Genomic DNA, 21,474 nt, shown 5'->3' with positions numbered 1-21,474 from the left:
CCTAGTGTTCAATGTGCTCATCCGGATGTTCATCCGGGCGTTTGACCCGGCGACCGTCCTCTTTCGACAGTTGCGAGAAGATCGTCGCTGCCAGCATCGCCATGATTCCGACGGTAACAAAGGTCAGCTGGAACGCACCCAGCACGGTCTCGACGCCATCGTTGCCGATCTCCGCCGTGAAGCCACCAAGCAACGCACCGGCACAGGCCACGCCCAGACTCAGCGACAATTGCGCCACCACCGACAGCAAACTGTTGCCGCTGCTGGCGCTGGCGTCGTCGAGGTCGATCAGGGTCACGGTGTTCATCGCGGTGAATTGCAGCGAGTTGATCGCGCCGAGCACCGCCAGCAGGCACAGCAGCAGCCAATAAGGCGTCTGCTCGCTGACCAGACCCATGCTCGCCAGCATGATCCCCAGCGCGAGGGTGTTGCCGGTGAGTACGATGCGATAGCCGAGGCGTTCGATCAGTGGTCGCGCCATCCACTTGGCAAACATCGCCGCTGCAGCCAGCGGCAACATGCTCATCCCGGCTTGCGATGGCGAATAACCCAGCGCCACCTGTAGCAGCAATGGCACCAGAAACGGCAGGGCGCCGCTGCCCAGACGGGCGAACAGGTTGCCGATGATCCCCACCGCGAAAGTCCGCGTCTTAAACAGTGAAGGGGCGAACAGCGGATTTTCGACGCGCCCGGCGCGCAGCCAGTACGCCGCCAGACAGGCCAGACCGCCGAACAGCAGCAGCATCACCCGCAGGTGCGGCAAGTGCAATTCGCCCAGACCTTCCATGGCGATGGTGATCAGGATCATCGCCGCGCCAAACAGCAGGAAACCGAGGCTATCGAAGCGCGTGCGTTCAGTACCGCGCAGGTCGGGGATGAATTTCCACACCGCGTAGCAGCCGAGAACACCGACCGGCAGGTTGATCAGGAAAATCCAGTGCCACGTCAGGTATTGCACCATCCAGCCGCCCATGGTCGGGCCGATCAGCGGGCCGAGCAGGCCGGGAATGGTGATGAAACCCATGATCCGCACCAGCTCCGAACGCGGGTAGGCGCGCAGCACCACCAGCCGTCCGACCGGCAACATCAATGCGCCGCCCAGACCCTGGATCACCCGCGCGCCGACCAGCATGCTCAGGCTGCTCGATAACGCGCAGAGCAGCGAGCCGAAACTGAACAGCAGGATCGCGCCGAAGAAGATCTTCTTGGTGCCGAAGCGATCGGCGATCCAGCCGGAGGCCGGAATCAGCAAGGCCACGGTGAGCATGTAGGCGATGACCACACCTTGCATGCGCAACGGGTCTTCGGCCAGATCCCGGGCCATGGCCGGCAGGGCGGTGTTGAGGATGGTCCCGTCGAGGGACTGCATGAAGAAAGCAATGGCGACGACCCACGGCAACCAGCGGGCGGTGATGGCGTCGAGAGGCGGGCGAGTGGGCATGGAACCTCTTGTGGGTGGTTAATCCAAATGGCTTGTTGTGCATGAAACTCTGTGGTGAGGGGATTTATCCCCGATGGACTGCGCAGCAGTCCCCTGCATTTGATTTTAAAAGCGGGGCCGCTACGCGACCCATCGGGGATAAATCCCCTCGCCACAGGGTTCACTCCAGTACTTGATCCCAAGGTGTGCTGGAGGTTTGCGTTTACAGGGTCAAGGTCAGTCGGCTCACCAGCGCCCCCGGCAACAACGCCGACGAGGTATTGCGCTGGCTATACGTGCTCGCCGACAGCAGCAACTCACGCTCGGCGGTCAATGCTTCCAGCTGCGAACCCAGCAGACTGTAGGCGCTGTCGTCGAAGCGCATGGTGCTGACCGGCGCCTGAATCTCGCCGTTCTCGACCCAGAAAGTTGCGAAGCGGGTCATGCCGGTCAGGCGCGCCGCCGGTTGATCCGAGTAGTTCAGGTACCACAGATTGCTGATGTACAGCCCGGTGCCCAACTGCTTGAGGATCTCTGCCTGTGACAGATCACCGGCGGCCATGTTCAGCGCACTTGGCATTTCACCGCCGCTGGCGCCGTTGGCGGTCAGGCCGTACTCGGCGGCACTGCGCGAACCGACCAGTTGATCGCCGGCCTTGCCTTCGACAATCAGCCGCAGATCGCTGCGCGGATAACCCTCGCCGGAGAATGCCGGGCTCAACGAACCGCTGACTTGCTCATCCAGCGAGACCAGCGGACTGAACGTCTGATCGCCGACATACAGCTTCTGCAGCGGGCTGCTTTTGCTGGCAATCGACTGCGCCGAGAAGCCGCCCCAGCTGAGCATGCCCATGATTTCTTCCAGCGCGGCCGGCGCCAGGTACGCGCGGTATTGCCCCGGTGCGAGGGTGCGTAACGGTCGACCAAGGAACGCCAGTTGCTCGCGGGCCTGCTGGAAGCGTCGGGTGAAGCCTTCGCTGCTCCACTCGTGCCCGGCGTAGCTGGCTTTCACTGCTTCGCCGTTGTCGTGGAACAGGCTGAAGTCGAAGTTGAAGCTGTTGGCCTGATGCCAGCCGAACGCCCCCGAGGAACTGGCGAAACCGCGGCTGATCGGGCCGGCAGCATAGAATCCGACCAGATCCAGACCTTCAGCAGCGGTGCAGATTTCCTCGACTACCTGCTCGGTGTCCGGCAGCGGATGTTCCTGCACGTTGTTGCTCTGCCAGCCGTTGTGGTTGAGCAGCAGGTACGGATCCTGTGGCAGCAGCGGCAGGGTTTCGCGCAGTTGTTGCAGGCCTTCGGCGAGGCGTTGCAGATCGGCTTCCTGATCACCGGACAGGGTGATGTGCAGATCGGCGTGACGCCCGTCGTTGATCAGCTTCAGCCCGACGTCGGCTTGCTGCACCTGGCCGGCCTGACGCACCTTGGCGTGATTGAAACGCACGAACGCCGAGGATTCGGCGGCATAGCTGAGGGTGAATTGTTCCGGCTCGCGCACGCTGTCGCGCAGCCAATTGACCATGACCTTGAAGGCGTCGGACTGACTCTTCGAAATGCTCATCAGGCGTCTCCCCCAAACACATCAACGTTGCTGAATACGCAGGCCGGTGAAGCGTGGCCGACGCGGATCACCTGGTTCGGCTCGCCCTTGCCGCAGTTTGGCGTGCCCAGCACCCTACGGGTGCCGGCATCGCCGACCGCGCGCAGACTCTTCCAGAAGTGCGCGGATATGCCCCGGTAGTTCGGATTTTTCACCACACCTTTAAGTTCACCGTTCTCGATCAACTGACCCCACTCGCAACCGAACTGGAATTTGTTGCGCGCGTCGTCAATCGACCACGAACGGTTGGTGCTCATCAGAATGCCATGCTCGATGCCGCTGATCAGTTGCGTCAGCGACTGATCGCCCGGCTCGATGTTGAGGTTGGCCATGCGGTCGATCGGCGGCCGGTTCCAGCCGCAGGCGCGGCTGTTGGCAACGCCGTCGAGACCGGCGCGGAACTGCGACAGCGCGCCCCCCAGTGGCCGCAGCAGCAAGCCTTCGCGAATCAGGAATTGTTTGCTGGCCTTGGTCCCGTCGTCATCGTGGCCGTAGCTGGCCAGCTCTTCGGGAATGTCCGGGTCGAAGGTCACGTTGAGCAGCTTCGAGCCGTATTGCAGGCTGCCGAAGTCGCTGGTTTTGACGAAGCTGGTGCCGGCGTAATTGCGCTCGTCACCGAGGATGCGGTCGAGCTCCAGCGGGTGCCCGATCGACTCGTGGATCTGCAGCATCATCTGGTCAGGCATCAGCAACAGATCGCGCGGCCCTTGCGGGGTGTTCGGCGCGAGCAGCAGTTGCAGGGCCTGATCGGCCACTTTCGGGCCGGCGCCGACCAGGCCGCAACGGCTGATCACGTCCGCGCCGCCCTGCTGGCCGAAGTTCTCGCGGCCGAGGGAGCGGGTCTGGCTGTCGTGGCCGTCGTAGGCGGTGACATCCAGGCTCGGATAGACGAAGCGCTGGGCCTGGCGCAATTCGGCACCGGCGCTGCTCAGGTAGATCTGCTCGACGTGGGTGATGCCGATGCTCGCTTCCCAGTTCACCAGGCGCTCATCCTTTGGCACCGAGGCGGATTCCGCGCCGAGCAGCTCGAAGCATTCGCTCAGGGACGGGAAGGGTTGCTCAAGATTGGGCGAAAAGTAATCAGCGCGATCGCTCGACACCGGCTGGTTGCGCAGGTCGAGCAAGGCGTGCGGCTTCAGTCGCCGGGCCTGCTGTTCGGCGCGCTCAAGGGCGGCTTGCAGGCCTTGCTGCGACAGGTCGTTGGTCGCCGCGTAAGCCTCGACGCCGTTGACGCGCACAGTGAGCATCGCGCCTTCGTCGCGGCTCAGGCTTGGCGGCTCGGCGACGTTCTTGCGCACCGACAGGTACTGGCCGGACTCGCGTACATACCGCAGGGAAAAAAACTCGGCGCCCGTGCGCAAGGCAGCGAAGCGCTGCTTGAGCTGGGGGTGGAAATCGAACATTCGGGAACCTCCTTGTTATGGAGTTGCGGGGTGAAGCGATTCGGCGGGGAGGGGGGAAACGATTGCGCGAGGTCTAGAGTAGGCCTGCGTGGGGGTAGGATCAAGTGAAGAGGGGGTGTAGGAGGATTTACTGTGCAGCAGGGGAATTTGTGCTGAATGTGAGGGCCCCTTCGCGAGCAAGCTCGCTCCCACCTTTGAAATGCATTCCAATGTGGGAGCGAGCTTGTCTCCGGGCGGCGTTCCGACGAAGGTAGCGCCTCGGTATTACGTCTTACTGAGCAGCCGGGGTGATATCACGCATCGGCTTGCCCTTCACTGGCGCACCGCCAGCAACGTAGTAGGCAGCATTGCTACGCGGCAGAGGCTTGCGGCCACGGATCTTGTCGGCGATTTTCTCGGCGATCATGATCGTCGGCGCGTTCAGGTTACCGGTGGTGATGATCGGCATGATCGAAGCGTCGACCACACGCAGGCTCTGCATACCGTGCACGCGACCTTCGCCATCCACAACCGCCATCTCGTCGGTGCCCATCTTGCACGAGCAGGACGGGTGGAACGCGGTTTCGGCGTGCTCGCGGATGAACTTGTCCAGTTGCTCATCGGTTTGCACTTCGATGCCCGGGCTGATTTCGCGGCCACGGAAAGCGTCCAGCGCAGGCTGTTGCATGATTTCGCGGGTCAGGCGGATGCCGTCACGGAACTCCTGCCAGTCCTGCTCGGTGGCCATGTAGTTGAACAGGATGCTCGGGTGCTGACGCGGATCCTTGGACTTCAACTGGATGCGGCCACGACTCGGCGAACGCATGGAACCCATGTGTGCCTGGAAGCCGTGCTCTTTCACACCATTGCTGCCGTTGTAGTTAATCGCTACCGGCAGGAAGTGGTACTGGATGTTCGGCCACTCGAATTCCGGACGCGAACGGATGAAACCGCCGGCTTCGAACTGGTTGCTGGCGCCGATGCCGGTGCCGTTGAACAGCCACTCGGCACCGATGGCCGGCTGGTTGTACCAGAGCAGCGACGGGTACAGCGAGACCGGTTGGGTGCAGGCGTATTGCAGGTACAGCTCAAGGTGATCCTGCAGGTTTTCACCGACGCCCGGCAGGTCGTGGACCACCGGGACGTCGAGGCTCTCTAGCAGTTTTGCCGGGCCGACACCGGAGCGCTGCAGAATCTGCGGCGAAGCGATGGCGCCGGAGCACAGCAGGACTTCTTTGCGCGCTTTGGCTTCAACACGCTCTTCTGCCGAACCGACCAGGTAACGCACGCCGACCGCACGCTTGCCTTCGAACAGAATCTTGTCGGTCAGGGCGTGGGTGACGATGGTCAGGGTCGAGCGCTTTTTGGCGACGTCGAGGTAGCCACGGGCGGTGGAAGCACGACGGCCGTTCGGCGTCACGGTGCGGTCCATCGGGCCGAAGCCTTCCTGCTGGTAGCCGTTCAAGTCTTCGGTGCGCGGGTAACCGGCCTGCACGCCGGCTTCAACCATGGCGTGGAACAGCGGGTTGTTGCCCGCCTTCGGCGTGGTCACGCTGACCGGGCCGTCGCCACCGTGGTAGTCGTTCGGGCCGATATCGCGGGTTTCCGCTTTACGGAAGTACGGCAGGCAGTCGAGGTACGACCAGTCTTCCAGACCTGGCAGCTTCGCCCAGCCGTCGTAGTCCATCGCGTTGCCACGGATGTAGCACATGCCGTTGATCAGCGAGGAGCCGCCGAGGCCTTTGCCGCGACCGCACTCCATCCGGCGGCCGTCCATGTGTGGCTCCGGATCGGTTTCGTACGCCCAGTTGTAGCGACGACCTTGCAGCGGGAATGCCAGTGCAGCCGGCATTTGCGTGCGGAAGTCGAAACGGTAGTCCGGGCCGCCTGCTTCGAGCAGCAGAACGGTGACGCCTTCGTCTTCAGTCAGACGGGTCGCCAGGGTGTTACCGGCCGAGCCGGCACCGATGATGATGTAATCGAATTCTTGGGACATTGAATGCACCCTCTTTAGATGTGGTCAGGTCAAGATCGCCGGAACACTGCAAAACCTGTGGTGAGGAGAAAATCCCCTGTGGAGAGGGGATTTATCCCCGACCGGCTGCGCAGCAGTCGTAAAGCCAGCGAATGAGTTCTGTCTGGAGAGTTGCAGGGTCTGGATGGGGGCTGCTTCGCAGCCCGTCGGGGATAAATCCCCTCACCACAAAGGCCCCATCCAGACTCTGCGTCAGATCAGAACACCGAGACGTAATCGCCCAGCTCGACCTGTACCGATTTGATGCGTGTGTAGTTGGTCAGCGAGCTGATGCCGTTTTCACGGCCCACGCCCGACTGCTTGTAACCGCCAACCGGCATCTTCGCGTCGGACTCGCCCCAGGCGTTGATCCAGCAGATACCGGCTTCCAGTTGATGAATCACGCGGTGCGCGCGGTTCAGGTCTTTGGTGACGATACCGGCGGCCAGGCCGAAGTCGGTGTCGTTGGCGCGGCGGATCACTTCTTCTTCGGTCTCGTAGGAGAGGATCGCCATCACCGGGCCAAAGATTTCTTCACGAACGATGGTCATTTCGTCGGTGCAGTCGGTGAACACGGTCGGCGCGACGAAGGCGCCTTTGGCGAATTCGCCGTCGGTCAGACGCTCGCCGCCGCACAGCACGCGGGCACCTTCTTCTTTACCCTTGGCGATGTAACCCAGCACGCTTTCCATGTGGGCGAAGCTGACCAGTGGACCGAAGTTGGTGTTTTCGTCTTCCGGGTTGCCGATGCGGATGCGCGCGACGCGCTCGACAATCTTGGCTTCGAACGCGGCTTTCAGGTGGCTCGGTACGAATACGCGAGTACCGTTGGTGCAGACCTGACCGGAGCTGTAGAAGTTGGCCATCATCGCGGTGTCGGCGGCGCGATCCAGGTCGGCGTCGTCGCAGATGATCAGCGGCGACTTGCCGCCCAGTTCCATGGTCACGTCTTTCAGCGACGAAGCCGAAGCGCTGGCCATGACTTTCTTGCCGGTGTCGGTGCCGCCGGTGAAGGAGACTTTCTCGATGCGCGGGTGCTCGGTCAGCCAGGTGCCGACTTCACGGCCGCTGCCGGTCAGCACGTTGAACACGCCGTTTGGCAGGCCGGCTTCGGTGTAGATTTCGGCCAGTTTCAGGGTGGTCAGCGAGGTGACTTCGCTTGGCTTGAAGATCATCGCGTTACCAGCAGCCAGGGCCGGTGCGGATTTCCACAGCGCGATCTGGATCGGGTAGTTCCACGCGCCGATACCGGCGACCACGCCCAGTGGCTCGCGACGGGTGTAGACGAAGGAAGTGTCGCGCAGCGGAATCTGCTCGCCTTCGATCGCCGGCACCAGGCCTGCGTAGTATTCCAGCACGTCGGCGCCGGTGACGATGTCGACGTATTTGGTTTCGGAGAAGGCTTTACCGGTGTCCAGGGTTTCCAGAGCAGCCAGCTCATCGTTGCGCTCGCGCAGGATGTCGACGGCGCGACGCAGGATGCGCGAACGCTCCATGGCGGTCATCGCGGCCCAGATTTTCTGGCCCTTTTCAGCGCTGACCACAGCACGCTCGACGTCTTCCTTGGTCGCACGTTGCACTTGGGCGAGGACTTCACCGTTCGCCGGGTTGATGGCTTCGAAAGTGGCATCGCTGCCAGCGTCGGAGTACGCGCCATCGATGTAGAGTTTTTGCAGTTCGAAACGGGCCATAGTGTCCTCGCAAGTGCATTAGTGGTTGGCGTTGACCATCGCGGTGGTGCTGCGATGGCGGTTCAGGGGCCGAGCGTTTTCTGTGTGCTCTAACTCACCTGCTTGGCCAATTGGAAATCCATGTATTCGTAAGCGATCTGTTGCGCCTGCGCCGTGTCGAAAGCGTCTCCCGACAGCGCGCCGCGCAACCACAAGCCGTCGATCAACGCTGCCAGTCCACGCGCGGCGCTGCGCGCATCTTCGAGCGGCAACACACGGCGGAACTCGCAGCACAGGTTGGAATACAGACGGTGATCGTTGATCCGCTGCAACCTGTGCAAAGACGGCTGGTGCATGCTGGTGGCCCAGAAGGCCAGCCAGGTTTTCATTGCCGGGCCATTGACCTGGCTGGCGTCGAAGTTGCCTTCGATGATCACCTGCAGATGCGCCCGTGGGCTGCTGTCTGCCAGCGCCTGTCGGCGCGCGGTGACGTTCTCGCTGAGGACATTCATCAGATACCGCATCGTGGCGGCAATCAGGCCGTTCTTGTCCTGAAAATAGTGACTGATGATGCCATTCGAGACACCGGCCAAACGGGCGATCAGCGCAATGCTGGCGTCCCCCATACCGACCTGATCGACCGCCTGCAACGTGGCTTCGATCAGTTGTTGGCGGCGGATGGGTTGCATACCGACCTTGGGCATCTTGCACATCTCCTTAGGCCTTCCGACGGGCGATAAACGCCTATCGGATTGAGGGCCAGTCTATTTTGTTTTGATTGAACGTTCAATCAACAAAGAATAAGATCTGCGACAAATCGTCGCTGCCTACAGATTTTTTCTGCTTGTAAATGGCGATAAAACGACATCCGAAAATGCTTGAAACCTGCGTGGGGCATGGCGCGGTTCGCTGTTCGATGGACGTGTTGAATGGGCAAGACGCTCGGGGCCAGGTTTCGGATGAACGTCCGCACAGCTTTGGCCACGAAAGCGATTCGCAACGCCATTTCGGCAGGTTCGGGCTTTTTTCGGGGTGTCTTTATATCACCCGCCGGTCGGCTGCCAACTAACCGATTGGTCGGGTTCCGTGTTGCCTTGTGTTCTTCTCTCGCACTGCCTGGAGCATTTGTGCCATGAGTTCTGCCTCTCTTATAAAGACCCCGCCCGAGAAGGTGACGGTCAACGGTTGGGTGTTTTACACCTCTACCGCGTTGATTCTGTTGTTGACCGCCATTCTGATCATCGCCCCGCAAGAGGCCGGCAGATTGTTGGGTATCGCTCAGGCCTGGTTGTCGCGCAGCTTCGGCTGGTACTACATGGTGGTGATCGCCGCCTACCTGGTGTTTGTGGTGGGCCTGGCGTTTTCCTCCTACGGCAAACTCAAACTGGGCAGCAAGGACGACACCCCGGATTTCAGCTACGGCGCCTGGGCGGGGATGCTGTTCTCGTCGGGTATCGGTATTTCGCTGCTGTACTTCGGCGCCTCCGAGCCGCTGGACCATTACTTCAATCCGCCGGAAGGCGCAGCGGCCACCAACCTGGCCGCGCGTCAGGCGGTGCAACTGACTTTCCTGCACTGGGGCCTGCACGGCTGGGCGATCTACGCACTGGTCGGTCTGGCCGTGGCGTACTTTGCCTACCGTCATAACCAGCCGCTGGCCCTGCGTTCGGCGCTGTATCCGCTGGTCGGCGAGCGTTGGGTCAAGGGCGCCGCCGGTCATGCAGTGGACGGCTTCGGCATGTTCGTGACCCTGCTGGGTCTGGTGACCAATCTGGGGATCGGCTCGCTGCAGGTGTCCTCGGGTCTGGAAAACCTGTTCGGCATGGAACACAGCAACACCAATCTTCTGATCGTGATCATCGTGATGAGCACCGTGGCGACCATCGCTGCCGTGTCCGGCGTGGAAAATGGCATTCGTCGTCTGTCCAACCTGAACATCGTGCTGTTCAGCGGCCTGCTGATTTTTGTCCTGCTGTTCGGCCCGACCCTGCACCTGCTCAACGGCTTCGTGCAGAACATCGGTGACTACCTCAACGGCGTGGTGCTGAAGACCTTCGACCTGTACGTCTACGAAGGCGACAACGCCAAGTCCGACCGCTGGCTGGGCCTGTGGACCCTGTTCTACTGGGCCTGGTGGATTTCCTGGGCACCATTCGTCGGCATGTTCATCGCGCGTATTTCCCGTGGTCGTACCGTGCGTGAGCTGGTCGCTGGCGTACTGCTGATCCCGTTGGGTTTCACCCTGGCGTGGCTGTCGATCTTCGGTAACTCGGCACTGGATCTGGTGATGAACCAGGGGGCGGTGGAACTCGGCAAGACGGCGCTGGAACAACCGTCGATGGCGATCTACCAGTTGCTGGAACACTACCCGGCGTCGAAAGTCGTCATCGGTGTGTCGATCTTCGTCGGTTTCGTGCTGTTCCTGACCCCGGCCGACTCCGGCGCGGTGATGATGGCGAATCTGTCCTGCAAGGGCGGCAACGTTGATGAAGATGCGCCGCACTGGCTGCGGATCTTCTGGTCGGTGGTGATCACGCTGGTGACCATCGGTCTGCTGTTCGCCGGTAACTTCGAAGCCATGCAAACCATGGTGGTGCTGGCCGGTCTGCCGTTCTCGGTGGTGCTGGTGTTCTTCATGTTCGGCTTGCACAAGGCGATGCGTCAGGACGTGCAGATCGAACAGGAGCAGGCGCAACTGGCTGAGCGCGGTCGTCGTGGTTTCAGCGAGCGTCTGACGCAGCTGGATCTGCAACCGAGCCAATCGGTGGTGCAGCGTTTCATGGACAAGCAGGTCAGCCCGGCGCTGGAAGACGCTGCCGCACAAATGCGTGCGCAGGGTCTGGAAGTGCAGACGCTGCTGGGCAAATCCAAGCGCTGCATGGGCGTGCGCGTCGAGATGGAAGAGGGTAACCCTTTCGTCTACGAAGTGAGCCTGGACGGCTATCTGGCGACCCCGACCGAATCGGCCCAGTCCGATGAAGCTCGCCAGCGTTACTACCGCGCCGAGGTGTATTTGCACAACGGCAGCCAGGACTACGACCTGATGGGCTTCACGCAGGATCAGATCACACGCGATGTGCTCGATCAGTTTGAAAGCCATCGGCAGCTCCTTGGCCGGGTGTATAGCTAAGTTGTAGGTGGTGCGGTGTTTCTGTCTGAAGCACCGTGCCGCATTCTTCGCGAGCAAGCCCGCTCCCACATTGGAATGCATTTTAACTGTGGGAGCGGGCTTGCTCGCGAAGGGGCCATCAGCTCCAACGCTGAACGCCCTGTATTCCGATAAACAAAAACGCCGCGATCCTCTCGCGGCGTTTTTGTGTCTGTGGTTCTTACCCCAGGTTCTTGCCCAGCAACGCGTGATACAGCTCGCTGTCGCCCAGAATCCCCACCACATGGTTGTTGTCGTGCAGCACCAGTTTGTTGCCGGTCTGGTAGCGAATCTGCAGCGCATCGCGCATGCCGATGTTCGAGTCCACCAGTGTCGGCTTGCGCTCCAGCGCTTCCACTGCTTGCCCCGGTGCCCAGTTCTGCAGGTTCAGTACCGAACCGTTCTGCCGCGCACCCTTGATCGTGTTGCCTTCGGCCAGGTCCAGCCACGAATCGCCACCCGGGTCGAGGCATACCGAACCGTTGATGCGTTTGCAGTTGTCCAGCGTGCGCATCAGGCTGCGGCCACACAGGACGTTGAGCGGATTGGTGTGGGCCACGAAGGTGCGCACATAGTCGTCCGCCGGGTTCAGTACGATCTCTTCCGGCACGCTGTACTGGATGATCCGGCCGTCCTTCATGATCGCGATGCGGCTACCCAGTTTGAGTGCCTCGTCGAGATCGTGACTCACAAAAACGATGGTCTTGCTCAGCTTGCGTTGCAATTCCAGCAGTTCATCCTGCAGGCCCTGACGGATCAGCGGGTCGAGTGCCGAGAACGGTTCGTCCATCAGCAGAATATCGGCATCCATCGCCAGCGCCCGGGCCAGGCCCACACGCTGCTGCATGCCGCCGGAGAGTTCATCGGGCTTCTTGTTGCGCCATTGAGTCAGGCCGACCAGTTCGAGCTTGTCGTCGACCAGCTTGCGCCGTTCCTTTTCCGGTCGGCCCTGCATTTCCAGACCGAAGCTGATGTTCTCGCGCACCGTCAGCCACGGCATCAGGGCGAACTTCTGGAACACCATGGCGATGCGTTTGGTGCGCATCATTTTCAGTTCGGCCGGGGTGCAGGAAGCGATGTCGATCTGCTTGCCTTCGTGCTCGACGAACAGCTTGCCGCGACTCACGGTGTTGAGGCCGTTGATGCAGCGCAGCAGGCTTGACTTGCCGGAGCCGGACAGGCCCATCAGTACGCAGATCTCGCCCTTGTTGATGTCCAGACTGGCCTTTTCCACGCCGACGATCTGCCCGGTCTTTTTCAGGATCTCGCTGCGGGTCAAACCTTGATCGAGAAGTTTCAGTGCTTCGCGCGGATCCTTGGTGAAGATCACGTCAACGTTATCGAAGCGAATTATGCTCATGCGTCACCCCCTACTTTGGCGTCGGGTTGTTTGCAGATACGGTCGAGCATGATCGCCAGCAGTACGATCGCCAGGCCCGCTTCGAAGCCCAGGGCGATATCAGCAGTGTTCAGTGCGTTGACCACCGGTTTGCCGAGTCCGTCGGCGCCTACCAGTGCCGCGATCACCACCATCGACAGCGACAGCATGATGCACTGGGTGATGCCGGCAGCGATGCTCGGCATGGCGTGAGGCAGTTCGATCCGTGAGAGCAATTGGCGACGCGAGCAGCCGAAGGCCTTGCCGGCGTCCATCAGTTCTTGCGGGACATCGCGGATGCCCAGGTAGGTCAGGCGGATCGGCGCAGCGATGGCGAACACCACCGTGGAGATCAGGCCCGGCACCACACCCAGCCCGAAGAGGGTCAGGGTAGGAATGAGGTAAACGAAGGTCGGTACGGTCTGCATCAGATCGAGTACCGGACGCATTAAAGTGTAGAACATCGGCTTGTGGGCGGCGACGATGCCCAACGGCACGCCGATGACCACGCAGACCAGGGTCGCGAACATGACCTGGGCGAGGGTTTCCATGGTTTCCTGCCAGTACCCCAGGTTGAGGATCAGCAGGAACGAGGCAATCACAAAAACAGTCAGCCCCCATTTGCGCTGGATGAAATGCGCGAGCAGGGCGATGAGGCCGATCAAGACAAAGGGATTGAACCAGGTCAGCGCAAACGTCACGCCGTGGATCATCGTTTCCAGTGTCACGGCGATTGCGTCGAAGGTGCTGGCGCCGTGTTGCGTCAACCATTCAACGAAGCCCGCGATGTACTGGCCTAAAGGGATTTTCTGATCAATCAGCATGGTAGTGAACGTCCGCATGCAAGGAATAAACAGCCCGGGCGAGCGAACTCGCCCGGCGTAAGGCAATTACTGTGCGAGCTTGGCTTTCACGGCCTCCAGGCCTGGTTTACCGTCAATGGTGGTCACGCCAGCGAGCCAGGTATCGAGCACCTGAGGGTTCTTTTTCAGCCAGGCCTTGGCGGCCGCTTCAGGCTTCATCTTGTCGTCGAGGATGTTGCCCATCAGGGTACTTTCCATGTCGACGGTGAACTCCAGGTTCTTCAGCAACTGACCGACGTTGCTGCATTCGGTGGTGTAGCCCTTGCGGGTGTTGGTCGCCACGGTGGCAGCACCGAAATCGGGGCCGAAGAAGTCATCGCCGCCGGTCAGGTATTGAATCTTGAAGCGCTTGTTCATCGGGTGCGGCGCCCAGCCGAGGAAGACCACGGCGGTGTCGCGTTTCTGCGCGCGGTCGACCTGCGAGAGCATGCCCGCTTCGGACGATTCGACGACCTTGAAGCCGGCGGTTTTCAAACCGAAAGCGTCCTTGTCGATCATGCTCTGGATCAGGCGGTTGCCGTCGTTGCCAGGCTCGATGCCGTAGATCTTGCCATCGAGCTCTTTCTTGAATTTGGCGATGTCGGCGAAGTCATGCAGTCCCTTGTCGTACAGGGCTTGCGGTACGGCGAGGGTGTACTTGGCACCTTTGAGATTGGTGCGCACCACTTCGACGGTGCCGGCATCGCGGTAGGCCTTGATGTCGTTTTCCATGGTCGGCATCCAGTTACCGAGGAACACGTCCATATTCTTGCCGTCGGCCAGCGACTTGTAGGTCACGGGCACGGAGATCATGGTGGTCTTGGTCTTGTAGCCGAGGGCGTCGAGCACCACCGAAGTGGTGGCGGTGGTGGCGGTGATGTCGGTCCAGCCGACATCGGAGAAATTTACGGTACTGCACTGCGCCGGTTCTGCAGCTTGCGCCAGTAACGGCAGACTCAGCATGGCGGCCAACAACAACGACGGGGAACCTTTCATGGATGGACTCCTTGGTGTTTTTTTTGGCAGTGTTCCGACTGTGGACCACCGCACTTATAGGTTGCGGTTGGATGGCGTTCTGGAGACAGCTCTACCACGGCGCCTTGCAATCGAGTCATAACGATCATGTACCAGTGAAAATCTGACGCCTACAGGGTGGGTCGTATCCAGTACAGGGATGGTCGCATCCAGTGTCAGTGACGTCGTTTACAGCTTTTTTCCGCCCCGTTTGGCCATCTGAACCGCATAAAAACGGCGAAAACACGGGAGGAAACCGGCACGGCGTTGCTGGGCATGAGTGCGTCGGTGTCAGACGCCGAGCGACCTGACAAAAGCCTGATGATGCGGGCATTCCGGCGGATCGCAGCTTGAGCGTAGCAGCTCCGCCAGCGGGCGCTTAACGCCCGGGAACGGCATCCTCAGGAGCTCTGCAGCAATGGCTATCAGCGTTTTCGACCTGTTCAAAATCGGCATCGGCCCGTCCAGTTCCCACACCGTCGGCCCGATGCGCGCCGCCGCCCTGTTTGTCGAAGCGCTGCGCGACCGGCACCTGCTGGAGCAGGTACGGCGTATAGAAGTGCAACTGTTCGGCTCACTGTCGGCTACCGGTATCGGCCACGGCAGCGACAATGCAGTGATCATGGGCTTGATGGGCGAGTGGCCGGACGCAATCGACCCGTCGCAGATCGGCCCGCGTATTCAGGCGCTGCGCGAAACTCACACGCTGTTATTGGATGGTCGTCTGTCGGTGCCGTTTGTCTGGGCCCGCGACATGCGCCTGATCGACGAAAACCTGCCGTTCCATCCCAACGCCATGACTCTGGTTGCCGAAGGCGATCACGGCGAGATTCATCGCGACACCTACTATTCGGTCGGTGGCGGTTTTGTCGTGGATCAGGCGCAGGCATCCAGCGGTGTGGTCGATCTGGATCGCACCGAATTGCCTTACGACTTTTCCAGCGCGGTGGAACTGCTGCAGCTGTGCCAAAAGAACAACCTGCGTGTCGCCGAACTGATGATGGCCAACGAAAAGGTCTGGCGCAGCGAAGAGGAAATCCGTGCCGGGCTGATGAAGCTGTGGCGGGCGATGCAGGATTGCGTCGAGCAGGGCCTCAAGCACGAAGGCATCCTTCCCGGCGGTCTCAATGTGCGCCGGCGCGCGGCCAAGTTGCATCGCAGCCTGCAGGAGTTGAACAAGCCCAACGTGATCGGCTCGACCCTCAGTGCCATGGAGTGGGTCAACCTGTATGCCCTCGCGGTCAATGAAGAAAACGCTGCCGGCGGGCGCATGGTCACGGCGCCGACCAATGGCGCGGCGGGGATCATCCCGGCGGTGTTGCACTACTTTATGAAGTTCAGCGAAGCGGTCACCGACGCCAATGTGGTCGATTACTTCCTGGGCGCGGCGGCGGTGGGGATTCTGTGCAAGAAGAACGCCTCGATCTCTGGTGCCGAAGTCGGTTGCCAGGGCGAGGTTGGTTCGGCCTGCGCGATGGCGGCGGCGGGGTTGGCGGAGATCCTCGGTGCCACTCCGGAGCAACTGTGCAACGCGGCGGAAATCGGCCTGGAACATAACCTCGGCCTGACCTGTGATCCGGTCGGCGGCCTGGTGCAGGTGCCGTGCATCGAGCGCAACGCAATTGCCGCTGTGAAGGCGATCAACGCGGCGCAGATGGCCCTGCGTGGTGATGGTCAGCACTTCATCTCGCTGGACCGGGTGATCCGCACCATGCGTGATACCGGCGCCGATATGCATGACAAATATAAAGAGACCTCGCGGGGTGGTTTGGCCGTTAGCGCGGTTGAGTGCTGAGTCAGCAAGACCGAGTTGAATTCTTCGCGAGCAAGCTCGCTCCCACATTGGAACCGGGTGTTCACAAATTCTGTGTTCACTGTAGATCCATTGTGGGAGCGGGCTTGCTCGCGAAGAGGCCAGACCAGTCAAAACTGCTCGCTAACGGAACACACATAACCGCAGGCGCCACCTTTTAGCGCGTCGCAATCAGATAAGAGCTTTTCCCACTCGCAGTGCGCCATTCGCACTCCCTGCCGTCCGTCACCCGTGCTTGCGGTGACACTCTGAAACAACTGCGCGCAAGCCCGTTCCCACAAGTGCTACCGATCTGCTCACAGGCAGCGGGGCAGGGCTCTCGGCGCCGCTGATGGCACTTCGAAACACCGTGTGTCCGACGTCTTGAATAGACACGTCGCGACGTCGTTTTCAGGAGTTATTGAACAGCCATTCAATTTTAGGCATGGCAATTGCTCTGTCATAACAAAGCCCGTCTCCCACGCGAGAACGCCGGCAATAACAAGAGCCTCCGCCTGAGGCCATCACCCGCTTTGTGTGAGGAGATACCGCGATGACGTCGTTCAACTCCGGGGCCCAACCCCAGAACCGTGCGCCTCAATCCATCGGCTTTCTGCTGCTGGACAATTTCACGCTGATTTCTCTGGCCTCCGCAGTCGAGCCCCTGCGCATGGCCAACCAATTGTCCGGTCGTGAGCTGTATCGCTGGAGCACCCTCACCGTCGATGGCGGCCAGGTGTGGGCCAGTGACGGTCTGCAAATCACCCCCGATGCCTCCATGCACAAAGCTCCGCCCCTGGACACCGTGATCGTCTGCGGCGGGATCGGCATTCAACGCACCGTGACCCGTGAACACGTCTCGTGGCTGCAAAGCCAGGCCCGTCAGTCCAAGCGTCTGGGCGCGGTGTGCACCGGCAGTTGGGCTTTGGCTTGCGCCGGTCTGCTCGACGGGTTCGATTGCAGCGTGCACTGGGAATGTCTGGCGGCGATGCAGGAAGCTTTCCCGCGTGTGGCGATGAGCACTCGCCTGTTCACCCTCGACCGTAACCGTTTCACCAGCTCCGGCGGCACCGCGCCATTGGACATGATGCTGCACCTGATCAGCCGCGATCATGGGCGTGAGCTGTCCGCCGCGATCTCGGAAATGTTCGTCTACGAACGCATCCGCAACGAGCAGGATCATCAGCGTGTGCCGCTCAAGCATATGCTCGGCACCAACCAGCCGAAGCTGCAGGAAATCGTCGCGCTGATGGAAGCCAATCTGGAAGAGCCGATCGACCTCGACGAACTGGCGGTGTACGTCGCCGTGTCGCGTCGACAGCTGGAGCGGCTGTTCCAGAAATACCTGCACTGCTCGCCGTCGCGCTACTACTTGAAGCTGCGCCTGATCCGCGCGCGGCAGTTGCTCAAGCAGACGCCGATGTCGATCATCGAAGTGGCGTCGGTGTGTGGTTTCGTGTCGACGCCGCACTTCTCCAAGTGCTACCGCGAATACTTCGGCATTCCGCCGCGTGACGAACGCGTAGGCTCCAACACCACCCAGCAAGTGGCGATGCTGCCGCTGCCGCAGGCGATCGTGATGTCGCCGCTATCGGGACCGATGTCGGCGTTGAGTCAGGCGCGTAATGAGTCGACGTTTGCCAGCGTAAGGCTGTAGACCGGAAAGTTTTTGTGGCGAGGGAGCTTGCTCCCGCTCGGGCGCGAAGCGCTCGTTAAACCTGCGAATGCGATTTATCTGGAATAGAGCATCTGCCGGTTTGGGGCCGCTTCGCGGCCCAGCGGGAGCAAGCTCCCTCGCCACAGTTGCTCGTCAGGCGCTGTGGGTCTGTTGGTATTGCGCCAACGCCGGCAACAACTGTTTGTCGATCGCCTGGCGCACCGCAGGCTGGATACTGGCGCCGCTGGTGTACATGTCCTTGACCATCTTGCGCAATTCAAACGCGCGAACATTGTCCAGACCACGCACAGCACACTCACAGGCCTGCTCGGCGGTCGAACCGCTCGGCACTTGAAAACCCAATGCCTTGAGCTGGCCCAACAAGTCTTCCTGATCGATCAAATCGGCATACATCATGGCGCGCTTCCTTCTTCGGCAACGGAGGTCGTGACTCGATTCTGGTGGGCATGTGGAGGCACGGCAAGGGCGATTTGTCACAGTGGCCGCGACGGCTATGAACAGGTCGTTTTCGGCTAACTCAGTGCCCGGGGGAGTCGGCACACTGACCTCAGCTCGCTACAGACGGTTTGGTCACCCTCGACTGGCAGCTCCTCAACAGTACCCTCTGCCCCGATCCTGTCACGGCTTGTATCGGGGCTTTTTTTGCCTGTGAATCCGGGAGAGGGATGTGGTTGGCGCTGACGCCTTCGCGAGCAAGCCCGCTCCCACATTTGAAATGCATTCCAGTGTGGGAGCGGGCTTGCTCGCGAAGAACGATGACGCGGTTTACCTTTGCAACACCAGAATCCGCGACAACAACTCATCCCGATCGATGTAGCAACCCTGGAAATGCCGCGCCCCGGTCGCTGGATCAAACGCATTGCGCGCATGCAGCGTGCGGCGGTTATCGAAGCACCACAGCTCCCCCGGATTGAGTCGCTGCATCAGCCGAAATCGTGGCTCGCGGGTCATCGCAATCAAGCGCCGATAGGCCCGGTACAGCAGCGGCATCTGCTCCACCGATGTATCGAATGCACCGCGCAGAAAGTTCGCCATGCGCACCTCCGCAACCCGGCCCAGCGCATCCAGCGCAATGATCGGCGCCAGGCAGCGATAGTCGCTGTGGCGATCCTTGTTGCGGAATTCCACGGGGATTTCGCACAGCGCCTGAAACAGCTCCGGTGCTTCCTGACGCAACGCGTCGGCAATCGCAAAACCGTCGACAAAAATACTCTCGCCACCCTCGGCATCATTCACCAGGCAATGCAGAAATTGCAGACCCGGTTGCAGTTCGCGAGTCGGCAAGTCGGTGTGCAACGGCAGGTTGAAAGCGGTGTAGGCGTTGCTGTCGGCATCGGCCTTGGACTGCACGTTGAACAGCACGCCGAAGTTGCTCTCGCGGATGAACGAAATGCGCTGCGCGATCAGCTTCAGCGAACCCGGCTCGGTGGGCACGCCGCGTACTTGCGTCAGGCCGATGTCGCGCACTGCGATCAGCCATTGCAGCAGCGCGCCGTTGTCGTTCATCAGCGCTGAATATTCGAATACCGGTAGCTGCAAATCGCTGCGCCACAGGTAAGCCTTGGGTTTGGCGGCCAGACGTTCGGCGCGGGACTCGTCGTCATAGGCGTGCGCACGCAGCCAGCCCGGATCGAAGCGACTGCGATGGCCATCCTGCCAGTCGATCTGCAGACAGCCGTCGCTGTCGATGTGCGCGTTGGCTGGGGCCAGATCCGGCGCGGCATCGACGATCTCGAATACCTGCTCACGGGTGACGTTGTAGACGCACTGCTCGCACGGGCAGTTATCTCGCAGCCAGACGTGATGGAACGGGCTGACGCGGCCGTCGGCCCAGGCAAGTGAAACGCGATCCGCCAGATTCTGCACGCCGCTCAGCGCGCTGATCAACGGATAAGTACGGAAATCGGCAACAGCGGCAGCGGTGTGCATGGCGGCTCCTTGCGTGGGAGGGATTAACGGGCGGGTGGCAGAGCGATGACGCGGCCGATGTAAGCCGGGGCGGGCAGATCGACTTGCTCGGCGGCGATGGCTTGCAGGCGGCCCAAGGTGTCCGGGGTGAACGGCGCGGAACGTGGGCCGGCGAGATCGACGTGCAACAGCATCTGCTCGTTACCGGCCAGTTCCTTGTCGTCGCCGGCCAGGTGCAGGCTGTGATAGAGGTGCAGGCGTTTGCTGTCGTGACCGATGATCTGCGTGCGCACCTCGACCTCGGCGTCGAGCTTCACTTCGTGCAGGTAATTCAGGTGCAGTTCAAGGGTAAACAGCGAGTGGCCGCTGGCTTCGCGGTTGTTGCTGTCCATGCCGAGACGGTCCATCAGCGCGTCGGTGGCGTAGCTGAAAATCAGCAGGTAGAAGGCGTCGCGCAGATGGCCGTTGTAGTCGACCCAGTCGGGGATGATGGTGGTTTGGTAGGTGGTGAGAGTGGGCATGATGTCAGATCCAACATTAATAGTGACTGGGCTGCCGTCTTCGCGAGCAAGCCCGCTCCCACATTGGAATGCGCTCACCTGTGGGAGCGGGCTTGCTCGCGAAGGGGCCGGAACTGCTGAGCAAGGATTACTCGCTGAAACTCATTCCGTGCTTCTCCTTGGTGGTCCTCACCGCCTCCAGCACCGCCAGCAGGCAATCATCACGATAGCGCTCCAGCGCGGAAATGCTGTGGCGGCCGAGCTGGTCGCTGGTGCCATCGACCACATCGTCGATCAGCTTGTCGGTCAGTTCCGGTGCCGGCAGATAGGTCCACGGCAACTGCAACGCCGGGCCGAACTGCGACATGAAGTGGCGCATTCCGGCATCGCCACCCGCGAGGGTGTAGGTCAGGAAGGTACCCATGAATGACCAGCGCAGACCGGCGCCAAAGCGGATCGCGTCGTCGATCTCGCCAGTCGTCGCCACGCCGTCGTTGACCAGGTGCAGCGCCTCACGCCACAGCGCTTCGAGCAGACGGTCAGCGATGAATCCCGGTACTTCCTTGCGCACATGCAGCGGACGCATGCCGAGTGATTCGTAGACTTTCATTGCCGCTTGTATAGCTTCCGGTGCGGTGTTCTTGCCACCGACCACTTCCACCAGCGGCAACAGGTAAACCGGATTGAACGGATGGCCGACCACGCAGCGTTCCGGGTGGGTCGAGCTCTCGTAGAACTCGCTCGGCAACAGGCCGGAAGTGCTCGATCCGATCAAGGCATTAGGCTTGGCCGCTGCGCTGATTTTGCTGTGCAGATCGAGTTTCAGCTTGAGGCGTTCCGGGGCGCTTTCCTGAATGAAATCGGCATCGCGCACGCATTCTTCGATGGTCGCGACAAAACGCAGACGATCCTGCGAAGCACCGGGCGCCAGACCGTTTTTCTCCAACGCGCCCCAGGCATTGGCCACGCGTTTGCGCAGCGCGGCTTCAGCGCCAGGCGCCGGATCCCAGGCCACCACGTCGAGGCCATGGGCGAGGGCACGCGCGACCCAGCCGCTGCCGATGACACCGCTGCCGAGGGCGGCGAAGGTTTTGATGTCGGTGATAAAGCTCATGGTGATTTCCTGAA

16 protein-coding genes are annotated in these 21,474 nt (G+C 61.0%); 3 read left to right on the top strand and 13 right to left on the bottom strand.

Annotated features, from left to right (window positions below):
- Position 1: 1 nt before the first annotated feature.
- From mdtD to betI, 6 genes are all read right to left on the bottom strand, one after another.
- Positions 2 to 1,441 (bottom strand): multidrug transporter subunit MdtD, encoded by a 1,440-nt coding sequence (mdtD, locus tag E4T63_RS26065; protein WP_047596520.1) that lies wholly within the window; start codon positions 1,439 to 1,441, stop codon positions 2 to 4.
- A gap of 202 nt (positions 1,442 to 1,643) precedes the next feature.
- Entirely contained in the window at positions 1,644 to 2,981 is a 1,338-nt protein-coding gene (locus E4T63_RS26060; RefSeq protein ID WP_134787519.1) for a TldD/PmbA family protein, read from the bottom strand.
- Complete coding sequence (locus tag E4T63_RS26055) at positions 2,981 to 4,423, bottom strand: TldD/PmbA family protein (protein WP_135296734.1); 1,443 nt, start codon at positions 4,421 to 4,423, stop codon at positions 2,981 to 2,983. Before E4T63_RS26055 ends, E4T63_RS26060 begins: the two co-directional genes overlap by 1 nt.
- Before the next feature lie 271 nt (positions 4,424 to 4,694).
- Entirely contained in the window at positions 4,695 to 6,398 is a 1,704-nt protein-coding gene (gene betA / locus E4T63_RS26050) for a choline dehydrogenase (RefSeq protein WP_135296733.1), read from the bottom strand.
- A 236-nt stretch (positions 6,399 to 6,634) separates the two neighbouring features.
- Positions 6,635 to 8,107 carry a betaine-aldehyde dehydrogenase gene (gene betB / locus E4T63_RS26045; RefSeq protein ID WP_027610639.1) on the bottom strand — a complete coding sequence of 491 codons (1,473 nt, stop codon included), beginning with the start codon at positions 8,105 to 8,107 and terminating at the stop codon, positions 6,635 to 6,637.
- 89 nt (positions 8,108 to 8,196) lie between these two features.
- Positions 8,197 to 8,790 carry a transcriptional regulator BetI gene (betI, locus tag E4T63_RS26040; RefSeq protein WP_025108530.1) on the bottom strand — a complete coding sequence of 198 codons (594 nt, stop codon included), beginning with the start codon at positions 8,788 to 8,790 and terminating at the stop codon, positions 8,197 to 8,199.
- Positions 8,791 to 9,275: 485 nt separating this feature from the next.
- Here betI and E4T63_RS26035 point away from each other — a divergent pair, with 485 nt between their 5' ends.
- The gene (locus tag E4T63_RS26035; RefSeq protein WP_245223475.1) at positions 9,276 to 11,216 is read left to right on the top strand and encodes a BCCT family transporter; all 1,941 of its coding nucleotides are present in this window, start codon (positions 9,276 to 9,278) and stop codon (positions 11,214 to 11,216) included.
- Between the two features lie 199 nt (positions 11,217 to 11,415).
- Here E4T63_RS26035 and choV read toward each other — a convergent pair whose 3' ends face one another.
- From choV to E4T63_RS26020, 3 genes are all read right to left on the bottom strand, one after another.
- Positions 11,416 to 12,594 (bottom strand): choline ABC transporter ATP-binding protein, encoded by a 1,179-nt coding sequence (gene choV, locus E4T63_RS26030; protein WP_007962646.1) that lies wholly within the window; start codon positions 12,592 to 12,594, stop codon positions 11,416 to 11,418.
- Positions 12,591 to 13,436, bottom strand: a complete 846-nt coding sequence (gene choW / locus E4T63_RS26025; RefSeq protein WP_007962645.1) for a choline ABC transporter permease subunit — start codon at positions 13,434 to 13,436, stop codon at positions 12,591 to 12,593. Before choW ends, choV begins: the two co-directional genes overlap by 4 nt.
- A 66-nt stretch (positions 13,437 to 13,502) precedes the next feature.
- Positions 13,503 to 14,450, bottom strand: coding sequence for a choline ABC transporter substrate-binding protein (locus E4T63_RS26020; RefSeq protein ID WP_027610641.1), 948 nt, complete (start codon positions 14,448 to 14,450; stop codon positions 13,503 to 13,505).
- Between the two features lie 436 nt (positions 14,451 to 14,886).
- Between E4T63_RS26020 and E4T63_RS26015 the strand changes: the two genes are divergently transcribed.
- Together E4T63_RS26015 and E4T63_RS26010 are read left to right on the top strand one after the other, a co-directional pair.
- A complete protein-coding gene (locus tag E4T63_RS26015) occupies positions 14,887 to 16,263 on the top strand; it encodes an L-serine ammonia-lyase (protein ID WP_103368833.1) in 1,377 nt (458 codons plus the stop codon).
- 550 nt (positions 16,264 to 16,813) lie between these two features.
- Positions 16,814 to 17,917, top strand: a complete 1,104-nt coding sequence (locus tag E4T63_RS26010; RefSeq protein WP_007949927.1) for a GlxA family transcriptional regulator — start codon at positions 16,814 to 16,816, stop codon at positions 17,915 to 17,917.
- A 153-nt stretch (positions 17,918 to 18,070) separates the two neighbouring features.
- On the opposite strand, the gene E4T63_RS26005 is transcribed toward E4T63_RS26010, so the two are convergent.
- The 4 genes from E4T63_RS26005 to E4T63_RS25990 all read right to left on the bottom strand — a co-directional run bounded on the left by E4T63_RS26005 (position 18,071) and on the right by E4T63_RS25990 (position 21,460).
- Positions 18,071 to 18,334 (bottom strand): hypothetical protein, encoded by a 264-nt coding sequence (locus E4T63_RS26005; protein ID WP_103304375.1) that lies wholly within the window; start codon positions 18,332 to 18,334, stop codon positions 18,071 to 18,073.
- Between the two features lie 369 nt (positions 18,335 to 18,703).
- Entirely contained in the window at positions 18,704 to 19,867 is a 1,164-nt protein-coding gene (locus E4T63_RS26000; protein WP_135296732.1) for a gamma-butyrobetaine dioxygenase, read from the bottom strand.
- A 23-nt stretch (positions 19,868 to 19,890) separates the two neighbouring features.
- Positions 19,891 to 20,367 (bottom strand): thioesterase family protein, encoded by a 477-nt coding sequence (locus E4T63_RS25995; protein WP_135296731.1) that lies wholly within the window; start codon positions 20,365 to 20,367, stop codon positions 19,891 to 19,893.
- Positions 20,368 to 20,494: 127 nt separating this feature from the next.
- Positions 20,495 to 21,460: an L-carnitine dehydrogenase gene (locus E4T63_RS25990; RefSeq protein WP_098965998.1), complete on the bottom strand. Its 966-nt coding sequence runs from the start codon at positions 21,458 to 21,460 to the stop codon at positions 20,495 to 20,497.
- Positions 21,461 to 21,474: the final 14 nt, after the last annotated feature.

Source organism: Pseudomonas fluorescens (assembly GCF_004683905.1).
GTDB classification, from domain to species: domain Bacteria; phylum Pseudomonadota; class Gammaproteobacteria; order Pseudomonadales; family Pseudomonadaceae; genus Aquipseudomonas; species Aquipseudomonas putida_A.
The sequence above is the reverse complement of the archived record's forward strand: the minus strand, read 5'-3'. Positions and strand labels throughout refer to the sequence as shown.

Excerpts from the sequence above, each read along its gene's own strand:
- E4T63_RS26005 (WP_103304375.1), bottom strand. The coding sequence starts at position 18,334 with ATGATGTATGCCGATTTGATCGATCAGGAAGACTTGTTGGGCCAGCTC.
- E4T63_RS25995 (WP_135296731.1), bottom strand. The coding sequence starts at position 20,367 with ATGCCCACTCTCACCACCTACCAAACCACCATCATCCCCGACTGGGTC.
- E4T63_RS26020 (WP_027610641.1), bottom strand. The coding sequence starts at position 14,450 with ATGAAAGGTTCCCCGTCGTTGTTGTTGGCCGCCATGCTGAGTCTGCCG.
- betB (WP_027610639.1), bottom strand. The coding sequence starts at position 8,107 with ATGGCCCGTTTCGAACTGCAAAAACTCTACATCGATGGCGCGTACTCC.
- E4T63_RS26000 (WP_135296732.1), bottom strand. The coding sequence starts at position 19,867 with ATGCACACCGCTGCCGCTGTTGCCGATTTCCGTACTTATCCGTTGATC.
- betA (WP_135296733.1), bottom strand. The coding sequence starts at position 6,398 with ATGTCCCAAGAATTCGATTACATCATCATCGGTGCCGGCTCGGCCGGT.
- choW (WP_007962645.1), bottom strand. The coding sequence starts at position 13,436 with ATGCTGATTGATCAGAAAATCCCTTTAGGCCAGTACATCGCGGGCTTC.
- E4T63_RS26060 (WP_134787519.1), bottom strand. The coding sequence starts at position 2,981 with ATGAGCATTTCGAAGAGTCAGTCCGACGCCTTCAAGGTCATGGTCAAT.
- E4T63_RS26010 (WP_007949927.1), top strand. The coding sequence starts at position 16,814 with ATGACGTCGTTCAACTCCGGGGCCCAACCCCAGAACCGTGCGCCTCAA.
- E4T63_RS26055 (WP_135296734.1), bottom strand. The coding sequence starts at position 4,423 with ATGTTCGATTTCCACCCCCAGCTCAAGCAGCGCTTCGCTGCCTTGCGC.
- betI (WP_025108530.1), bottom strand. The coding sequence starts at position 8,790 with ATGCCCAAGGTCGGTATGCAACCCATCCGCCGCCAACAACTGATCGAA.
- mdtD (WP_047596520.1), bottom strand. The coding sequence starts at position 1,441 with ATGCCCACTCGCCCGCCTCTCGACGCCATCACCGCCCGCTGGTTGCCG.
- choV (WP_007962646.1), bottom strand. The coding sequence starts at position 12,594 with ATGAGCATAATTCGCTTCGATAACGTTGACGTGATCTTCACCAAGGAT.
- E4T63_RS25990 (WP_098965998.1), bottom strand. The coding sequence starts at position 21,460 with ATGAGCTTTATCACCGACATCAAAACCTTCGCCGCCCTCGGCAGCGGT.
- E4T63_RS26015 (WP_103368833.1), top strand. The coding sequence starts at position 14,887 with ATGGCTATCAGCGTTTTCGACCTGTTCAAAATCGGCATCGGCCCGTCC.